The organism is Sphingomonas adhaesiva (assembly GCF_002374855.1).
Lineage (GTDB): Bacteria > Pseudomonadota > Alphaproteobacteria > Sphingomonadales > Sphingomonadaceae > Sphingomonas > Sphingomonas adhaesiva.
In genome coordinates this window covers 775,141-794,309 of sequence record NZ_NWVC01000001.1, presented here as the reverse complement: position 1 = coordinate 794,309, position 19,169 = coordinate 775,141, and the positions used below count along the sequence as shown (strand labels likewise).

The window sequence follows — 19,169 nt, the reverse complement described above, 5'->3', positions numbered from 1 at the left end:
AACGAAGCGCGGGGCGGAGGCAATGCGCGGCGCCCTTTCCCCACAGGCGCAATCGCGCTTATGGGGCGGGCCATGATCCTGGGGGCACAACAGCGCGATCTGGCGGAACTGGCCGCGCGCGGACGGTTGCGGCGGCTGGCGCCGCGGCAGGGCACCGACTTTTCGTCGAACGACTATCTGGCGCTGGCGGGCGCGCCGCGGATCGCCGCCGCGCTGCACGCCGCGCTGGATCGCGGCGTCAGCGTCGGTTCGGGGGGATCGCGGCTGCTGCGCGGCAACGACCCGGAGCATGAGGCGCTGGAGGAAGCCGCCGCGCGCTTCTTCGCGGTGGAGGCGGCGCTGTTCTTCTCCAGCGGCTATGCCGCCAACCATGCGCTGCTGGCGACATTGCCGCAGCGCGGCGACCTGATCGTCCATGACGCGCTGGTCCATGCCAGCGCGCATGACGGGATGCGGCTGAGCCGGGCCGCGTCGGTCGCGGCGGCGCATAACGATGCGCAAGCGTTCGACGATGCCATCGCCGCATGGCGCGGCGCCGGCGGCACGGGCACGGCGTGGATCGCGGTCGAGAGCCTGTACAGCATGGACGGCGACCGCGCGCCGCTGGCCGCACTGGCCGAGGTGGCGGCGCGGCATGACGCGATGCTGCTGATCGACGAGGCCCATGCCACCGGCGTTTGGGGCGACGACGGTCGCGGGCTGGCGGCGGCGCTGGACGGACGCGAGAATGTCATCACGCTCAAGACCTTCGGCAAGGCGCTGGGGTGCGAAGGCGCGGTGGTGTGCGGCGCCTGGGTGGTGCGCGACATGCTGGTCACGCGCGCGCGGCCGTTCATCTTTTCCACCGCGCCGTCGCCGCTGATGGCGGTCGCCGCGCAAGAGGCGCTGGCGGCGATCGCCGACGAGCCGGAGCGGCGCACGCGGCTGCACGCGCTGATCGACCATGCCCATGCGCGGCTGGTGCCGCTGGGCGCGGCGGCGAGCGGATCGCAGATCGTGCCGCTGTTGATCGGCGACGATGCCGAAACGATGCGGGTCGCCGCGGCGGTGCAGGCGGCCGGGTTCGACGTGCGCGGCATCCGCCCGCCGACGGTGCCCAGCGGTACGTCGCGGCTGCGCATCGCGCTGACGCTGCATGTCGATGCCGATGCGGTCGATGCGCTGGCAGGGGTTCTGGAAGAGGTATTGCGATGATCGTGGTGACCGGCACCGACACGGGGATCGGCAAGACGGTGTTCGCCGCCGCGCTGACCGTTGCGCTGGGCGCGCATTACTGGAAGCCGGTGCAGGCCGGGCTGGAGGATGGCAGCGATGCCGCCACGGCCACCGCGCTGGGCGTGCCCGCCGCGCGCGTGCTGCCGGAGGCGTACCGGCTGGCCACCCCCTGTTCCCCGCATCGCGCCGCGGAGATCGACGGCGTGACGATCGACCCCGATCGGCTGGTGCCGCCCGCGGTCGACGGGCCGCTGGTGGTGGAGGGGGCGGGCGGCGCGCTGGTGCCGGTGACACGCGCGCTGCTGTATGCCGACCTGTTCGCGCGCTGGGGCGCGCCGGTGGTGCTGGTGTCGCGCACCGCGCTGGGCACGATCAACCACAGCCTGTTGTCGATCGAGGCGCTGCGCGCGCGCGGCGTGCCGCTGCTGGGCGTCGCGTTCGTCGGCGATGCGGTGGAGGACAGCGAGGCGACGATCGCGGCGATCGGCGGGGTGAAGCGGCTGGGGCGGCTGCCGCTTCTGCCGCAGCTGACGCCGGACGCGCTGGCGGCGGCGTTTGCGGACCATTTCGACGTCGGGGATTTCCGGTGAGCGCCTCGCCCGTCTGGCACCCGTTCACGCAGCACGGCCTGCGCGAGCCGATCCCGATGGTGACGCATGCCGAGGGCGCGGCGCTGTTCACCGCCGACGGGCGGCGGGTGATCGACGCGATTTCGTCCTGGTGGGTGACGACGCACGGGCACGCGCATCCGCGCATCGTCGCCGCGATCCGCGATCAGGCCGAGCGGCTGGACCAGATCATCTTCGCCGGATGGACGCACGAGCCGGCCGAGACGGTCGCGCGCGGGCTACGCGCGATCATGCCCGATGCGCTGACGCGGGTCTTCTTTTCCGATTCGGGATCGACCAGCGTCGAGGTCGCGCTGAAGATGGCGCTGGGATTCTGGGCGGCGCGGGACGAGGCGCGGCACCGCATCCTGGTGCTGGAGCACAGTTACCACGGTGACACGATCGGCGCGATGTCGGTGGGGGAGCGGGGGGTGTTCAACCGCCCCTATGCCCCGCTGCTGTTCGACGTCGGCACCATCCCCTTCCCGCATCCGGGGCGCGAACAAGCGACGATCGACGCGCTGGAGGCGGCATGCCGCGCCGGGGCGGCGGCGTTCATCGTAGAGCCGCTGGTGCTGGGGGCGGGGGGCATGCTGTTCTATCCGCACGTGGTGCTACGCCAGATGCGCGACGTCTGCGCCGCGCACGGCGTGCTGTTCATCTCGGACGAGGTGATGACCGGATGGGGACGCACCGGCACATTGCTGGCGTGCGAGCAGGCCGATGTGGTGCCCGATATCCTGTGCCTGTCGAAGGGGCTGACCGGCGGCGCGGTGCCGCTGGCGGTGACGATGGCGACCGAGGCGATCTTCGACGCGCACTGGTCGACCGACCGGGCGCGGATGTTCTTCCATTCCAGCAGCTATACCGCCAACCCGATCGCCTGTGCCGCCGCCGCCGCGAACCTCGCGATCTGGCGCGAGGAGCCGGTGCGCGAGCGGATCGCGACGCTGGCGGCGCGGCAGGCGACGCGGGTCGCGGCGCTGGCCGATCACCCGCGGATCACCGGCGCGCGGCAATGCGGGACGATCGCGGCGGTGGAGATCGGCGCGGGCGAGGGATATCTGTCGGCGCTGGGGCCGGCGTTGCTGGCGTTCTTCCGAGAGCGCGACCTGCTGCTGCGGCCGCTGGGCAACACCGTCTATGTCATGCCGCCCTATTGCATCGGGGAGGATGATCTGGACCGGCTGTATGCAGCGATCGGCGAGGCGGCCGACACGCTGCCGGCCGGCTGAACGGCGGATAACGGCACCATTCAGCATCGGATCACCGCGACTCGATCATATCGTCCTCCACACTGGCGACGTGCCGGTGGACGGATTGAGTAGGGAGCGTTCGCGATGTTGAAGAAGCTGACCCTCGGGATGACGGCGCTGGCGATGGGCACGGCGGCGATGGTACCGGCCGCGGCGCAGGCGCAGCGTTACGGCGATGGATACGGCTATGGCCGCGATTACTACGACGACGGCTATGCCCAGCACGACCGCGCCTATGACCGTGCCGCCCGCGACGGGTGGAATCGTGGCCCGCGCTATTACGAGACGCGCGGCGATTACCGGAACCGCTATCGCTACAACCGCGCCTGCCAGAGCGGGACGACGGGGACGATCGTCGGCGCGATCGCCGGTGGCCTGCTTGGCCGCGTGATCGACACGCGCGGCGACCGGACGCTGGGCACCGTGCTGGGGGCGGGCGCTGGTGCGCTGGCCGGCAATGCGGTGGAACGCGCCGACAATCCGCGCTTCTGCCAGCGGTAATATCCGCCGGGTCTCCGGGTTGTAAGGAATGGCGGCTGACGCGCCGCCGTTCATCAGCCTAAGGACGCGGCCAGTCGCTTCACGCTTGGAAACACGCGGAAAGATGGCTTTCTCCGGGGTCCGGTCGGCGTCCAGCCGATCGGGCCTTTTGGCGTGTCAGCGGTCGCGGCGGCGATGCGTCACCATGCGCGCGTGAAGCTGCGTGATCGCGCGGCTGCCGGTGGAAACGAACAGGCCGGGGATCAGCGCGTGGACCAGGCACGCCAGCCCGCCCAGGATCATCGTCATCCCGAACCCGCCGGCGACCACCAGATGCTCGCCATAGCTTTCCTCGACGCTGTGCGGGTGGTCGGTGAACAGGCGGGCGAACATGGCAGGCTCCGTGTGGCGGTGGCGATGCCCGGGATAATAGGGCGCCCTCGCGCGAACCATCTTCCAATTATTGCTGCGCAGGGCGATAGGGGGAGAATATGGTTCTTGCGAGGCTGCTGCATGGGGAATGACGTTATCGACGCCGCCGATCGGCGTATTCTGGCAATTCTTCAGGAGGACGCGACGGTGCCGATCGCGGAGATCGCCGAGCGCGTCGGCCTGTCGCAGACGCCGTGCTGGAAACGGATCAAGCGCATGGAGCGCGACGGGCTGATCGTGCGGCGAGTCGCGCTGCTCGATCGCGACCGGCTGGGGCTGGGCGTTACCGTGATGGTGGCGGTACGCACCGCGCAGCATGACGACCAGTGGCTGCACAGCTTCGCGGAGGGGGTGTCGCGCATCCCGGAGGTGGTGGAATTCTATCGCATGAGCGGCGACGTCGACTATCTGCTGAAAATCGTCGCGCGCGACATTGCCGATTACGACCGTATTTATCGCAAGCTGACGAAGGTCGCGCCGCTGCACGACGTCAGCTCCTCGTTCGCGATGCAGGAGATCAAATCCACCACCGCGCTGCCGCTTTAGTCACCTCGCCGGCCGACTTTCCCCATTGCTCTCAATGCTGTATGCGTCCCCGTGGGAACGTTCCCACGGCGGTGGCCTGGAAATGTGTGACGAATTCGTCACGCTTGACAGAATCCGCCGTTCGAATGATTAAATCAAATTGATTGCAGAACGGCGAGGGCGATAGGGCGTCCCGCAGGTTGAGAAACAGGGGAGGATGACATGCGTTACGGTTCGAAGCCGTTGGTTCGCGCGATGCTGATGGGTGCTGCCTCGACGGTGGCGATGGGTCTGGTCGCGCTGCCGGGTGCCGCGCTGGCGCAGACGCCGGTCGGCAACACGCCCGACGTCAACGCCACGCCGCAGGACGCGACCGCCGCGCCCAGCCAGTCCGCCGAGGCGGAAAGCGAAATCGTCGTCACCGGCATCCGTGCGTCGCAGGCGCGCGCGATCGAGGTGAAGCGCAACGCCGACAGCGTGGTCGAGGCGATCAGCGCGCAGGACATCGGCAAGCTGCCCGACGTCACCATCTCCGATTCGCTCCAGCGCATCCCGGGCGTGCAGATCCGCCGCGAGGCGGGCGAGGGCGGCGCGGTCAACATCCGCGGCCTGCCGCAGGTGACGACGCTGCTGAACGGCGAGCAGTTCCTGGGCGCCAATTCGGTCACCTCGGTGCAGCCGAACTTCACCGACATCCCCTCGCAGCTGTTCTCCGGCGCGACGGTGTTCAAGTCGCCGACCGCGTCGTTGCAGCAGGCGGGCCTGTCGGGCACCGTCGACCTGCTGACGCGCCGCCCGTTCGACCTGAAGCGCGGGCTGACGCTGTCGGCCGCGGCCGAGGGCCAGTATGGCGACAAGACCAAGGACTGGAACCCGTCGGCCAACGGCCTGATCGCCTATCATGGCGAGCGGATCGGTTTCCTGGCGTCGGCGGCATACAGCGACCTGACGCTGGCCAACAGCTTCCGCGGGTTGCAGGATTACGGCGTCGCGCTGAACAACGAAGGCGGCAGCGCGACCAATCCGGGCGCGTTCGCGGTCGGCAACAACGGCGTCAGCCGCGGCACCCCGGTGCGCAACGGCGCGGGCACGATCATCGGCTACGACGTCAACGGTGACGGCGACGCGAATGATTCGTTCATCACGCCGCAGTCGCACACCGCCTGGAACCGCATCACCAGCCGCCAGCGGTTCGGCGCCAATGCCTCGTTGCAGATCGAGCTGAACGACGCGCTGCGGCTGACCGCGGACGGTTTCTATACGCGCCAGACGCAGTATGACCGCACCGCCGGCTTCCAGTTCCAGAACGTCGACTGGCTGTCCTCGCCGTTCCTGCCGACCAAGTCGCGCGATACCGGGGCGATCGACAGCAACGGCTATCACATCAACACCGTCCAGCAGTATACCTACAGCCTGCCGAGCTTCGACAGCTATTCGGAGACGTTCCGCACCAAGAGCGAATCGCAGAACTACAATCTGCAGCTCGACTGGAAGCCCAGCGACACGTTCAAGGCGACCGTCCGCGGCATCTACGGCAAGGCGAAGCGCAACAGGGACCAGGCCTATACCCAGTTCAGCCTGACCAACGGGCGCCAGTGGGCGTATAACGGCGTCGGCAATTACCCGGCGTCGGTGGGTGGCGATCGCACGTTCAACCCGACCGGCTACCAGATCTACAGCCAGACCGCGACGATCGACTATTCGAGCGGCGCGCCGGCGTTCGGTTTCTCGCCGGGGTTCCTGACGCAGGCGGCCGACGTGTCGCGCTATGGCCTGAAGACGATCTCGTCGGAGGGCAACCAGTATCAGAACGGCGATATCTGGGCGCTGCGCGGCGATGCCGAGTGGCAGGCGAACGATCAGGTCCGCCTGAACTTCGGCGGCCGCTACAGCGAGCGCAGCGTGGACCAGTTCACGTTCGACCGCGTCTCGCCCTTCTACGCCGGCAATCGCGACAATGCCGCCAACCCGGCCGCCGGCTGCCTGGTCAAGTGGAAGGCGTTCGACGTCAACCTGAACGACGGCAAGTGCGCGGTGCTGGATGCGCAGGGCAATGCCTATACCGCCGGCCTGACGCGGCAGGGCAACGACCAGATCTTCGCCGGGCTGATGAAGCAATACGGCTTGCCCGCCGCCGGCGCGCCGACGCTGTGGGCGCTCGATCCCAAGGCGATGGACGACAGCGAGGCGTGGCAGAACAAATTCTACCCCGGCAGCCAGAACCTGGTGAACCCGGCGGATTCGTTCACCGTCAACGTCCGCCAGATCTCCGGCTACGGCCAGGTGTCGGGTGAGGGCGAATTGCTGGGCATGGCGTTCCGCGCCAACGGCGGCCTGCAGGTGGTCAACACCCGCCTGAACGTGCGCCAGAACATCGTCGGCGCGCCGCAGCCGTACGGCGTGTCGGGCGTGGACGCCGGCGACGTCGTGACCAAGCGCCAGTTCACCGACTTCCTGCCGTCGATCAACATCGCCTTCGACGTCACCGACAAGCTGCGCGCGCGCGCCGCCTTCTCGAAGACGATGACGGTGCTCGACTTCCTGCAATGGGGTGGTGGCCTGAACGTCAACTACGCCATCAACACGCAGGTAAATCCGGCACGGTTCGAGGCGCGGACTGCGGATTCGCGCGGCAACCCGAACCTCAATCCGTGGCGGTCGACCAATGCGGAAGCCAGCCTGGAATATTACACCGGGCGGTCCAGCCTGGTGGCGATCGGCGCCTTCTATCTGGCGGTGGACAGCTTCATCACCAACAGCACCGAATTGCGCAACGACATCCCCGATAACGACGGCGTGATCCGCCGCCCGGTGGTGACGAACACGCTGGCACAGGGCGAGGGCGGCACGCTGAAGGGGATCGAGGCGTCGGCGCGCCAGTCGCTGCGCGACTATGGCGTCAACGGCTTCTTCGGCGGCTTCGGCATCGACGCCAACTACACGCTGTCGCTGGGCGATGCGGGCGGTGTCGATCTGGCCGGCAACAAGATGCCGTTCCAGGACAATTCGAAGCATCAGGTGAACACCGCGCTGTGGTACGAACAGTACGGGTTCCAGGCGCGTGTCGCGTACAACTATCGCTCGAAGCGGCTGGTGTCGTCCAACTATGGCGGCATCGCCGGGCTGGCGCAGTATCAGCAGCCGACCAACTATCTGGATGCGTCGATCTCCTTCGACGTGACGCCGAACGTCACGATCTACGGCCAGGCGTCCAACCTGACCGCGGAGACGGAGCGTTATTACCTGACGTGGCCGGACCAGGTGTTCAACGAGAACATCTACGAGCGCCGCTTCATCGCGGGCGTGCGCGCCAAGTTCTGATCGAGTCGGTCCCCCGACCCCGACTGGCCGCCGCATATGCCACGTGCATGTGCGGCGGCTTTTTCATGTGGCGGGCAGGCGGATCGGGGTAGACAGGCGCAACGGACGGACGGGACATGACAGGGGAGGCGGCGATGAACGGGCCGGTGCGGTCGATCGTGATCGTGGGCGGGGGCACCGCGGGGTGGATGGCGGCGACCTATCTGGCGCGGCGGCTGGGGCATCTGCGCCCGGACATCACCGTCATCGAAAGCGCCGCGATCGGGACGGTCGGGGTGGGTGAGGCGACCGTGCCGGCGATCCGCGATTTCCTGGCGGCGATCGAACTGGGCGAGCCGGAGGTGCTGCGCGAGACCGGCGGCACGATCAAATACGGCATCCGCTTCGACGGGTGGAAGCAGGACGGGCACCGCTTCTTCCACCCGTTCGGCCTGTATGGTGTGGCCGCGCGCGGGGTGGCGTTCCACCATTACTGGCTGAAGATGCGCGCGGCGGGGGATGCGACCCCGCTGTCCGATTATTGCCTGGCGACGCAACTGGCGGAGCGGGGGCTGTTCCTGCCGCCGTCCGATCGGCCGGCGAACGACCTGGGCGTGTTCAACTTCGCGGTGCATTTCGACGCCTCGAAGTTTGCCGCGCTGCTGCGGCGGCTGGCGGTGGCCAATAACGTACGCCACATCGACGCGCGTATCGAGGCGGTGGAGCGCGACGGGGCGGACGGGCGCGTCGCAGCGGTGACGCTGGACGACGGCCGGCGCGTCGCGGGCGATTTGTGGATCGACTGTTCGGGGTTTCGCAGCCTGTTGCTGGGCGACGCGCTGGGCGTCCCCTATGTCGACTGGCGGCACTGGCTGCCGTGCGACCGGGCGATCGCGATCCCGTGCGCCGCCGCCGATGGGCCGACGACGCCCTTCACCGTCGCGACCGCGCGCAAGGGCGGATGGCAATGGCGCATCCCGCTGCGCCACCGCGTCGGGAACGGCTACGTCTATTGCTCCGATCACGTCGGCGACGACGAGGCGGAGCGCGACCTGCTGGCGTCGCTGGAGGGCGAGCCGCTGGCCGCGCCCAATCGGCTGCGCTTCACCACCGGGCATCGCGCACGCTTCTGGGACAGGAACGTCGTCGCGCTGGGGCTGGCGTCCGGGTTCCTGGAGCCGCTGGAATCGACCAGCATCTCGCTGATCCAGTCGGGGCTGGAGCGGTTCGTCGCGCTGTTCCCGGACAAGGACTTCGATCCGCGGCTGGCGGCGACGTACAACCGGCAATCGGTGCTGGAGTTCGAGCGGCTGCGCGATTTCCTGTTGCTGCATTACTGGTCGAACCGCCGCATCGGCGAGCCGTTCTGGGACCGGATGCGCGCGCTGGAGCCGACCGAGGGATTGCAGATCAAGCTCGACGCATGGCGGGCAGGGGGAGAATTTGTGCGCAACGAATGGGATACGTTTCAGGACCCGAGCTGGCTGAGCATGTATGCCGGGTTCGACGATCTGCCCGCGCGGTATTCGCCGCTGGCCGATCAGGTGAGCGAACGCGACCTGGCCGACAGCCTGTCGCGGATGCGCGCGGCGATCGCCGGCACGCTTGCTCATGCCGAGCCGCATGATGCGTTCCTGGCGCGGACGGTCGGCGCATGAGCCGCGCGACGCACACCCGCGCCGTCGTGGCGATGAGCCTGGGCGGATTGCTGTTCGGGTTCGACACCGCGGTGATCTCCGGCGTGACCGATGCGCTGCGCCACGAATATGCGCTGTCCTCCGCCGGGCTGGGCGCGGCGGTATCGGCGGCGCTGTGGGGGACGCTGGCGGGCGCGTTGTTCAGCGGGCCGCCGGGCGACCGCTGGGGCAGCCTGGCGGTGCTGCGGGTCGTCGGGCTGCTGTACGTCATATCGGCGGTGGGATGCGCGGTGGCGACGTCGCTGCCCGCGTTCGTCGCGTTCCGCGTGCTGGGCGGGCTGGCGATCGGCGCGTCGTCGGTGCTGGTGCCGGTCTATATCGCGGAGATCAGCCCGCCGCAGCGCCGCGGGCTGCTGGTGGGGTTGTTCCAGTTCAATATCGTCGCCGGCATCCTGGTGGCGTATCTGAGCAATTATCTGGTGGCGCAGGCGGTGACGGCCGACATCGCGTGGCGGTGGAAGCTGGGCGTTGCGGCGGTGCCGGCGGCGCTGTTCCTGCTGCTGCTGACCGGATTGCCGCAAAGCCCGCGCTGGCTGACCGCACGCGGGCGCGGCGGCGAGGCGCAGGCGGCGGCGGCGCGGCTGGGGCTGGCCGCGGTGCCGGTGGTGGAAAGCGGCGGGACCGGGCGGCTCGACTGGCGAATCCACCGGATGCCGATCCTGCTGGCGATCGCGATCGGGCTGTTCAACCAGCTGTCGGGGATCAACGCGATCCTGTACTACCTGAACGACATCTTCGCCGCCGCGGGTTTCCATGGCGTGTCGGGCGACATGCAGGCGATCGCGATCGGCGCGGCCAATCTGGTCGCGACCGTCACGGGCATGGCGGTCATCGACCGGGTGGGGCGCAAGCCGTTGCTGATCGGCGGCGGCGTGGTGACCGCGCTGGCGCTGGCCGGGGTCGCGCTGGTCTATGCCGGGGCGGCGTCGGCGGCGTGGCTGCTGCCGCTGCTGATCCTGTTCATCGTCGCCTTCGCCATGTCGCAGGGGGCGGTGATCTGGGTGTATCTGAGCGAGATATTCCCCACCGACGTGCGTGCGCGCGGGCAATCCGTCGGCAGCGCGACGCACTGGGTCGCCAATGCGGTGCTGTCGTTCGCCTTTCCGCTGGTCGCGGACTGGGACCGGGCGCTGCCGTTCTGGTTCTTCGCCGCGGCGATGCTGGCGCAGGCGGTGCTGGTGTGGCGGCTGTTCGCGGAAACGCGCGGGCGCGACCTGGAGGCGATCAGCGCCGATCTGGCGCGATAGAAGCGTGACGGGCCGCCCCGACCGTCGTCGGGGCGGCCGTCCGCGAGCTTACTTCGCGCAGGCGACCGTCTGGTCGGCGACCATGCCGAGCGCGACGCGCGACAGGCTGATCGTCCCCGTGCCGGCGAGCGTCAGGACGAACGGCGCATTGACCTTCGCCAGATCGGCGCCGGCCCCGGCGAAGCACTTGAGCGGCACGGCCAGCGTCTTCCACTGGCCCTGTGGCAGCGCCGCCAGTTGCGGCAGCGGCAGCGTGGTAATGCGATCGCCGGTGCGCATCCCGATCGTCGCGGCGCCCGCCAGCGCGGTATCGCGGCGCACCGTCGTCACCAGCAGGACGTCGCCGTTCGACTGGCGGGTGATGTCGACCGGCGCCTGCGGCTCGACCGCGATCGTCGCGCCGCGGCCGGCGATCGCGAAGCGGCGTGCGCCTTCCTGTACGACATGGTCGGTCGCCGACACGGTGACCCCGCCCCCCGCCGCGCGCGCGGGCAGGGTGGTGATGCGCGCGGGAGACGTGCCGTCCGCGTCCGCGACGGTCAGCGAGCCGCCCGTCCCCGGCGCACCGCGATCCAGATACACGCCCTCCGTCGCGGTGTCGGCGACCCCGGCGTTTTCGGGCAGCGCGGTCCACGTCGATGCGCCGGTCAGGCCGTAGCCGAACGGGAACAGCGTCGCGGCGCCGGGCGCGGCGCTGACCGGCCAGGCGGTGGGCAGCGTGCCGGTAAAGCCGCGCGGCGCCTTGCCGTCACGCCCCGCGACCAGCACGTCGGCGATGCCGCCGCCCTCCGACCCGGGCAGCCAGGCGACGACGAACGCATCGGCAAGGTTGAGCGCCGGGTTCACGTATAGCGGCCGCCCGGTGATCATCAGCGCGACGACCGGCACGCCCTTCGCCTTCAGCGCACGCATCGTGTCCCACGGGCGGCGCAATTCGGGCGCAAGCTGCAGCGCCTTCACGTCGCCCTGGAATTCGGCATAGGGTGTCTCGCCGAACACGACGATCGCGACGTCGGGCCTGGTGGTGAAGCTGCCCTCCGGCGACAGGGTGGCGGTGCCGCCCGCCGCGGTGACGGCGTCGTTCAGCCCCTTCCAGATCGAGGTTGCGCCCGGGAAGCGTGCATTGTCGAGGCCGGTGCCCTGCCACGTCAGCGTCCAGCCGCCGGACTGGCGCGCGATATCATCGGTGCCGTCGCCGGCGACCAGCACCTTCGCGCCGGGACGGATCGGCAGCACGCTGCCCTGCTGCTTGAGGAGGACGAGCGATTTGGCCACCGCCTCGCGCGCGATCGCGCGGTGCGCGGGGCTGCCGAGCAGGTCGAACTGCCCGGACAGCGGCCGGGACGACGGACGCCCCGCCTCGAACAGGCCCATCCGCGCCTTCACGCGCAGGATGCGCGATACCGCATCGTCGAGCCGCGCCATCGGCACCTGTCCCGATTTCACCTGCGAGAGGAGCGAGGCGTAGAGCGGTTTCCAGCTGTCCGGCGCCATATAAAGGTCGATCCCGGCGAGCAGCGCGGTGGGGCAGCTGGCGTTGGTGCAGCCCGCGACTTGGCCGTGCGCGTTCCAGTCCGACACCACGAGGCCGCCGAAGTTCATCCGGTCCTTCAGCACATCGGTCAGCAGACCCTTGTGCCCGGTCAGCTTGCGCCCGTTCCAGCTGGAGAAGCTGGCCATCACCGTCTCGACGCCGTTCTCGATCGCGGGGACGTAGGGCGCGCCATGGATGCGGCGCAGCGTCGCTTCGTCAATCTGCGCATCGCCCTGGTCGACGCCGTTCTTCGTGCCGCCATCGGCCAGGAAATGCTTGGTACTGGCGATGACGTGCGGCCCCTTGAGCACCGCTTCCTTGCCCGGTTCGCCCTGCAACCCGCGGATCATCGCGCCGACATAGGAGGAGACCAGCGCGGGGTCCGACGAATAGCCTTCATAGGCGCGGCCCCAGCGGTAATCCTGCGGCACCGTGACGGTGGGGGCGAAGGTCCATTCCATGCCGGTCGCGCGGATTTCCTGCGCGGTCGCGGCGCCGATGCGCTGGATCAGCGCCGGATCGCGCATCGCGCCCAGCCCGATGTTGTGCGGGAACAGCGTGGCGCCGACGATGTTCGAATGGCCGTGGACCGCGTCGGTCCCCCAGATCATCGGCACGCCCACCCCGCCGTTCGACCGATCGACCGAGGCGTCGTAGAAGGCGTCCGCCAGCTTCAGCCATTCGGGCGCGGGCGCGAATTCGTCGTTGTTTGGCGCCGAATTGCCGCCGTTCAGGATCGAGCCGAAGTGATACTGTCGCATGTCGGCGGGGGTGACGTGCGCGATATCGGGCTGGATCACCTGCGCGACCTTCTCCTCCACGGTCATCCGGCGGAGGAGGTCGGCGACGCGCGCCTCGATCGCCGGATCGCGCGGATAGGGCCAGCGGGGCGCGGGCCAGTCGGCGGGGTGGACGGTGTCGCTGCCCAATGTATCGGGCGCCCGGCTATCCGCGGCGCGACCCTGCGCCGCGACCGGCATCGTCGTCGCGGTGAGCGCGATCGCCCCCGCCAGCAGCCAGCCCGTCGATCGCATCCCGTTCTCCCGTCGCAAATTCAGTGGTTTCGGGAAAATCGTAAAACGATTGATATATTCTGTCCATGCCGTACATTGCGTTGGAATGGAGAGCGGGGTCGACACACCTAGCTACCGGCCGCGGTTGGCGGGTGCCAACATCGAGCATGCCGGTCAGCATAACCAGCGCGTGGTGCTGCATGCCATCCGCGTCGCGGGGGCGGCGACGCGCGCCGATATCGCGCAGGTCACCGGGCTGACCCCGGCGACGGTATCGAACATCACCAACCGCCTGCTGGAGGACGGGCTGCTTCAGCCCGCCGGGCAGCGGCGCGGTGGGCGCGGGCAGCCGGCGATGCGGCTGGTGGTCAGCCCCGGCGGCGCCTTTTCGATCGGCATCAACATCGACCGCGACCATTTGACGATGGTGGCGGTGGATTTCGGCGGTGCGGTGCGCGCGCGGATCAGCCGCGAGATGGCGTTCCCGATGCCAGGCGACGTCCAGGCCTTCTATCGCGACCATGTCGGCGCGTTGCTGGCGGAGGCCGGGATCGACGGGGCCGCGGTGAGCGGGATCGGGGTCGCGCTGCCCGACGATCTGGGGGCCGTGAACCTGCCGGGGCGCCCGCCCGACTACGACGTGTGGAGCCGCACCGATCTGGCCGCGCTGCTGGCCGAGCCGCTGGCCGTCCCCGTCACGGTGGAGAATGACGCCGCCGCCGCCGCGATCGGCGAGATGCAGTTCGGCATGGGGCAGCACCACGCCAGCTTCTTCTACCTGCTGGTCGCGTTCGGCCTGGGTGGGGGCGTCGTCGTCAATTCGCTGTACGACCGCGGCGCGAACGGGCGCAGCGGGGAAATCGGCTTCCTGACCGTGGACGACGGCTATGGCGGGCGCACGCAGTTGCAGAACATCGTGTCGCTGGCCGGGCTGTCACGCGCGTTCGTGGAGGCGGGGTTGAGCGACGTCAGCGTGCGCCAGCCCGACATGCGCAATGCGCGCGTCGCGGCGGTGGCGCACGAATGGGTCGCGCGCGCGGCACAGGCGCTGGTGGAGCCGATCATCGCGGTCAGCTGCCTGCTGAACCCGGGTGCGGTGCTGATCGGCGGGCGGTTGCCGATGGCGCTGGTCGACGAACTGGCGCAGCGCACCAACACGCTGGTGCGGCTGGCGGGGCGGCACGCGCCCGCGCTGGCGCCGGTGCAGGCCGCGGCGCTCGCGGAGGATTCGCCGGCGGTGGGCGCGGCGCTGCTGTCGTTCGGGGACCTGTTGCTGCCCGCGGACAGCAAGGCGGAGCGGCGCGTGTCGGCGCTGCGCTGACGCCGCCGGATCATCATCACCATCATTCGGGGGACGAGGGACATGGCGCAGGCCGGGCGGATCGCTGGCGTCGAACTGGGGGGCACGAAGTGCGTCGTCGTGCTGGCGACGCGTGAGGGCGCGATCGTCGCGCAGGAGACGGTGCGCACCGGCAGCGACCCCGACGCGGCGATCGGGGCGATCGCGGCGGTGCTGGACGGCTGGTGGCAGGACGGCGGGTTCGACGCGCTGGGCGTAGCATCCTTCGGCCCGGTGCAGCTGGACCCGGCCGCCCCCGATCACGGCCATATCACCGCCACCGCCAAGCCGGGATGGCGCGACACGCCGGTGCTGCCGCCGCTGGCGGCGCGCTATCCGGTGCCGGTGGCGTTCGACACCGACGTCAACGGCGCGGCGATGGCGGAGCGGCGCTGGGGCGCGGCGCGCGGGCTCAAGGACTTCGCCTATGTCACGGTCGGGACCGGGGTGGGCGTGGGTTCGATCGTCAACGGTGCGGCGACGCGCGGGCTGGGGCATTGCGAGGCGGGGCATATGCGGGTGGCGCGCGTGCCCGGCGATGCCTTCGCGGGGGCGTGCCCGTATCATGGCGACTGCGTCGAGGGGCTGGCCGCTGGGCCGGCGATCGCGGCGCGATGCGGGCGGCCGGGCGAGGAAATCGCCGGTGACGACCCGGCCTGGACGCTGGTGGCGGACGCGCTGGCGCAGATGATCCAGGCGCTGGCGTGCACGAGCGCGCCGCGCCGCGTGCTGGTGGGGGGCGGGGTGATCGCCCAAAGGCCCGAGTTGATCGCGCTGATCGACGCGCGGGTGCGCGCGCTGGTGGGCGACTATCTGGTGCTGCCAGCGGCGGATTACATCGTCGAGCCGGGGCTGGGGACCGCCGCAGGCCCGCTGGGACCGATCGCACTGGCGCTGGAATCGTTGGATTAGGCGCGGCGCGGCGCGAGTCGCAGACGGCGCGGGCAGGGTTGCGGCGCGGTTCGAGGCGGTTCGGTGCGCCTTTCGCATGGCATTCGCGACGGTGGGCGATGCAGCGGCGCACTTCCGGCTTGCCCAATAATAAAAGATGATGGCATTAATCGGCGAACGCTGCCCCGGCACGACGGGTGCGGCGAACGGGAGGATCGCGTGACGGGTTGGAGCAGGAAAGCGGCGCTGCTGCTGGCGGCGGCAGTGGTGGTGATGGCGGGACCGGCAAGCGCCGGGGTGCCGGCCAACGGCGGCCCGTACAATGCCGCCTTCCTTCCCGGCGGAATCGGGATCGAGCGCGCGGTCGGCGGGGACGAGCGCGTCGCCGCGGCGGGTGCGCCGTACAGCTTCTCCGTGTGGATCAAGGCCGATGCGCGACAGGCGGGCGACGTGCCGCTGATCGCGCTGGGCGAGGCGCGGATGGTCACGTTGAAGGACGGGCGGCTGATGTGGCGCGACGGCCCGGCGACGATCACCGGCCCGGTGCTGACCCCCGGCCGCTGGACGCAGGTGACCGCGTCGTCGGACGGGACGCGGGGAACGCTGTACGTCGACGGGCGGCGCGTGGCGCAAGGGGCGCTGGCGTCGACGAGGACGATGGCGACGCTGCACGTCGCGCGCGCGCTGCCGGGTGCGGTGCATTTCGGCGGCACGCTGGTGGGCGCCACGCTGCACGACGAGGCGCTGACCGCGCAGCAGGCGGCGGCGGCGATGCGCGCGCGGCCCGATTTCGCCAACGTCCAGCTGTGGCAGGTCGGGCAGGGCTGGCTGTTCCAGAAGAGCGCCAATATCGGCATGACGCAGCAGCAGGACGCCTGGACGCTGCCGCAGTCGAACGGGGATGCCGCCTATAGCGCGCCGGTCGCCAAGCCGGTGCCGACCGCGCCGGCGCTGCAGCCGACCGCGGCGGGGCGGTGGCAGGTCAACGGCTGGCAACTGGCCGCCGCGCCCGAGGTGACCGGCGACGGCGCCGCGCTGTCGCGGCCCGGGCGCGCGAACGGGACGTGGCGCACCGCGACCGTGCCGGGCACGGTGTTGCAGACGCTGGTCGATCGCGGCGTCTATCCCGATCCCTATTACGGCCTCAACAACCTGAAGATCCCCGAAAGCCTGGCGCGGCAGGATTACTGGTACCGCACCAGCTTCACCGTGCCCCCGCAAGCCGCCGGACGGAAGCTGACTTTGGTGTTCGGCGGGATCAATTACGCGGCCGAAATGTGGGCGAACGGGCAGAAGCTGGGCACGACGCGCGGCGCGTTCATCCGCGGGCAGTTCGATTACGTGCCGGTGGCGGGCGAGAACGTGATCGCGGTGAAGGTATCGCCGCCGCCGCACCCCGGCATCCCGCACGAACAATCGGTCAAGGCGGGCGTGGGCGAGAACGGCGGGCAGCTGGCGATCGACGGCCCGACCTTCGTCGCGACCGAGGGGTGGGACTGGATCCCCGGCATCCGCGACCGCAACACCGGGCTGTGGCGCCCGGTCGAGCTGGTGGCGCACGGCAATGTCCGCATCCTGGACCCGCATGTCGTCACGGACCTGCCGCTGCCGCGCACCGACAGCGCCGACGTCTATGTCACCGTGCCGATCGAGAATGACGGCGCCGCCGCCCCGGTGACGGTGAAGGTGGCGTTCGAGGGCGTGGAGGTGACCAAGCAGGTGACCGCCCCGGCCGGGCGCAGCGAGGTGCGCTTCACCCCGGCCGAGTTCGCGCAGCTGAAGGTCGCGAACCCGCAATTGTGGTGGCCCAACGGCTATGGCGAGGCGCATCTGTACCACGCCACCTATCAGGTGAGCGACGCGGGCGGCGTGTCCGACGTGAAGAGCGGGCGGTTCGGCATCCGCGAGGTGAGCTACGACCTGTCGCTGTTCGACGCCAAGGGAGCGTTGCGCCGCGTCAACGTGCAGACGACCAACGGCGCGCTGGCGGGGCAGAAGCTGATCGACGTGCGCCATGCCGCGATCAAGCAGTCGCCGACCGGCTGGGCCGAATCGCTGACCCCGGCGGGCGAGACGTCGCCGGCGGTGACGCCGATCGCCGAGACGCTGCCCGAGCCGCACCTGACGATCCGCGTCAACGGCGTGCGCATCGCCGCGCGCGGCGGCAACTGGGGCATGGACGATGCGATGAAGCGCATCAGCTACGACCGGCTGGCGCCGTACTTCCGCCTCCAGAAGGAGGCGCACATGAACGTCATCCGCAACTGGATGGGCACCAATACCGAGGAAGAGTTCTACGATCTTGCCGACGAAAACGGCATGATGGTGCTGAACGACTTCTGGCAATCGACGCAGAATTTCCAGATCGAGCCGGACGATGCCGCGCTGTTCCTGGCCAATGCGCGCGACACGATTGCGCGGTACCGCAACCATCCGTCGATCATCCTGTGGTTCGGCCGGAACGAGGGCGTGCCGTATCCGACGTTGAACGAGGGGCTGGACGACGCGGTGTTCGACCTGGACGGCACGCGATGGTTCACCGGCAGCAGCAACGTCATCAACCTGCAGGGGTCCGGCCCGTACAATTACCGCCCGCCGGTGGGGTATTTCACCGATCTGGCGACCGGATTTTCCGTGGAGACGGGCACCCCGTCGCTGTCGACCGCCGAATCGATCGCCAGTTACGTGCCGAAGGGCGATCGCTGGCCGCTGGGCGACGTGCTGGCGTATCACGACTGGCATTTCGGCGGGAACGGCGACACCAAGACGTTCATGCAGACGCTGGACACGATGTTCGGCGCGGGCCGCGACTTCGCCGATTTCGAGCGCAAGGCGCAGATGATGAACCTGGAAACCCACAAGGCGATGTACGAAGGGTTCCTGGGCCATCTGTGGACCAAGAACAGCGGGCGGTTGCTGTGGATGACGCATCCGGCGTGGCCGTCGAACGCGTGGCAGATCTATTCGTGGGATTACGACACGCACGCCGCCTATTACGGGGCAAAGAAGGCGGCCGAGCCGGTCCACGTCCAGCTGAACCTGCCGAACAACGAACTGGTGGTGCTGAACACCACGCAGGGTGACCTGACGGGGCTGACCGCCACCACGCGCGTCGTCGGGCTGGACAATGCCGAGCTGTTCACGCGCACCGACCGGCTGGACGCACTGTCCAACCGCGCGACGCCGCTGGCGGCGGTGCCGCTGGACGGCCTGTATGCCGCGCACCCGATGGTGCTGGTCAGCCTGAAGCTGACCGATGCGGCGGGCACGCTGCTGTCCGAGAACTTCTATTGGCGCGGGCGCGATGCGGCGTCGTATCGCGCGCTGGATACGCTGGCGCCCGCGACGCTGACCGCGCGGATGGCGGCGGGCGCGGTCGACGGTGCCGATCGGGTGGTGACGGTGACGCTGGCCAACGACGGGCAGGTGCCGGCGCTGAACACCAAGCTGACGCTGGTGGATGCGAAGGGCGAGCGGATCCTGCCGGCGTTCTACACCGACAATTACGTCGCGCTGCTGCCGGGCGAGAGCAAGGTGGTGACGATCCGTTATCCCGCGACGGTGACCGCGACGCCGGAGGTGACGATGCGCGGGTGGAACGTGCCGTCGGCGAAGGTCGCGCGGTGAGGATC

Annotated in this window: 13 protein-coding genes; 11 read left to right on the top strand and 2 right to left on the bottom strand. The window is 69.5% G+C overall.

Annotated features, from left to right (window positions below; translation table 11 throughout):
* Positions 1–72: 72 nt before the first annotated feature.
* From COA07_RS03795 to COA07_RS03780, 4 genes are all read left to right on the top strand, one after another.
* Positions 73–1,194 carry an 8-amino-7-oxononanoate synthase gene (locus COA07_RS03795; RefSeq protein WP_174525808.1) on the top strand — a complete coding sequence of 374 codons (1,122 nt, stop codon included), beginning with the start codon at positions 73–75 and terminating at the stop codon, positions 1,192–1,194.
* On the top strand, positions 1,191–1,805 hold the full coding sequence (bioD, locus tag COA07_RS03790; RefSeq protein WP_066709522.1) for a dethiobiotin synthase: 615 nt from the start codon (positions 1,191–1,193) through the stop codon (positions 1,803–1,805). The genes COA07_RS03795 and bioD overlap by 4 nt, the downstream gene beginning before the upstream one ends.
* On the top strand, positions 1,802–3,058 hold the full coding sequence (locus COA07_RS03785; RefSeq protein WP_066709514.1) for an adenosylmethionine--8-amino-7-oxononanoate transaminase: 1,257 nt from the start codon (positions 1,802–1,804) through the stop codon (positions 3,056–3,058). Before bioD ends, COA07_RS03785 begins: the two co-directional genes overlap by 4 nt.
* 105 nt (positions 3,059–3,163) lie before the next feature.
* Complete coding sequence (locus COA07_RS03780; protein WP_066709510.1) at positions 3,164–3,580, top strand: glycine zipper 2TM domain-containing protein; 417 nt, start codon at positions 3,164–3,166, stop codon at positions 3,578–3,580.
* A gap of 156 nt (positions 3,581–3,736) precedes the next feature.
* Here COA07_RS03780 and COA07_RS03775 read toward each other — a convergent pair whose 3' ends face one another.
* Positions 3,737–3,952, bottom strand: coding sequence for a DUF6356 family protein (locus tag COA07_RS03775; protein WP_066709507.1), 216 nt, complete (start codon positions 3,950–3,952; stop codon positions 3,737–3,739).
* Between the two features lie 120 nt (positions 3,953–4,072).
* Here COA07_RS03775 and COA07_RS03770 point away from each other — a divergent pair, with 120 nt between their 5' ends.
* The 4 genes from COA07_RS03770 to COA07_RS03755 all read left to right on the top strand — a co-directional run bounded on the left by COA07_RS03770 (position 4,073) and on the right by COA07_RS03755 (position 10,760).
* Positions 4,073–4,537 carry an Lrp/AsnC family transcriptional regulator gene (locus COA07_RS03770; RefSeq protein WP_066709505.1) on the top strand — a complete coding sequence of 155 codons (465 nt, stop codon included), beginning with the start codon at positions 4,073–4,075 and terminating at the stop codon, positions 4,535–4,537.
* 201 nt (positions 4,538–4,738) lie between these two features.
* Complete coding sequence (locus tag COA07_RS03765; RefSeq protein WP_066709501.1) at positions 4,739–7,837, top strand: TonB-dependent receptor; 3,099 nt, start codon at positions 4,739–4,741, stop codon at positions 7,835–7,837.
* Between the two features lie 116 nt (positions 7,838–7,953).
* Positions 7,954–9,474 carry a tryptophan halogenase family protein gene (locus COA07_RS03760; protein WP_066709498.1) on the top strand — a complete coding sequence of 507 codons (1,521 nt, stop codon included), beginning with the start codon at positions 7,954–7,956 and terminating at the stop codon, positions 9,472–9,474.
* Positions 9,471–10,760 (top strand): sugar porter family MFS transporter, encoded by a 1,290-nt coding sequence (locus COA07_RS03755; RefSeq protein WP_096640447.1) that lies wholly within the window; start codon positions 9,471–9,473, stop codon positions 10,758–10,760. The genes COA07_RS03760 and COA07_RS03755 overlap by 4 nt, the downstream gene beginning before the upstream one ends.
* Positions 10,761–10,808: 48 nt before the next feature.
* On the opposite strand, the gene COA07_RS03750 is transcribed toward COA07_RS03755, so the two are convergent.
* On the bottom strand, positions 10,809–13,328 hold the full coding sequence (locus tag COA07_RS03750) for a glycoside hydrolase family 3 protein (protein ID WP_083956894.1): 2,520 nt from the start codon (positions 13,326–13,328) through the stop codon (positions 10,809–10,811).
* A 124-nt stretch (positions 13,329–13,452) separates the two neighbouring features.
* Here COA07_RS03750 and COA07_RS03745 point away from each other — a divergent pair, with 124 nt between their 5' ends.
* The 3 genes from COA07_RS03745 to COA07_RS03735 all read left to right on the top strand — a co-directional run bounded on the left by COA07_RS03745 (position 13,453) and on the right by COA07_RS03735 (position 19,164).
* Positions 13,453–14,628 (top strand): ROK family transcriptional regulator, encoded by a 1,176-nt coding sequence (locus tag COA07_RS03745; RefSeq protein WP_245841986.1) that lies wholly within the window; start codon positions 13,453–13,455, stop codon positions 14,626–14,628.
* 42 nt (positions 14,629–14,670) lie between these two features.
* Positions 14,671–15,558, top strand: a complete 888-nt coding sequence (locus COA07_RS03740) for an ROK family protein (protein ID WP_066711435.1) — start codon at positions 14,671–14,673, stop codon at positions 15,556–15,558.
* Between the two features lie 198 nt (positions 15,559–15,756).
* A complete protein-coding gene (locus tag COA07_RS03735) occupies positions 15,757–19,164 on the top strand; it encodes a glycosyl hydrolase 2 galactose-binding domain-containing protein (protein WP_245841985.1) in 3,408 nt (1,135 codons plus the stop codon).
* The last annotated feature ends 5 nt before the right edge of the window (positions 19,165–19,169 follow it).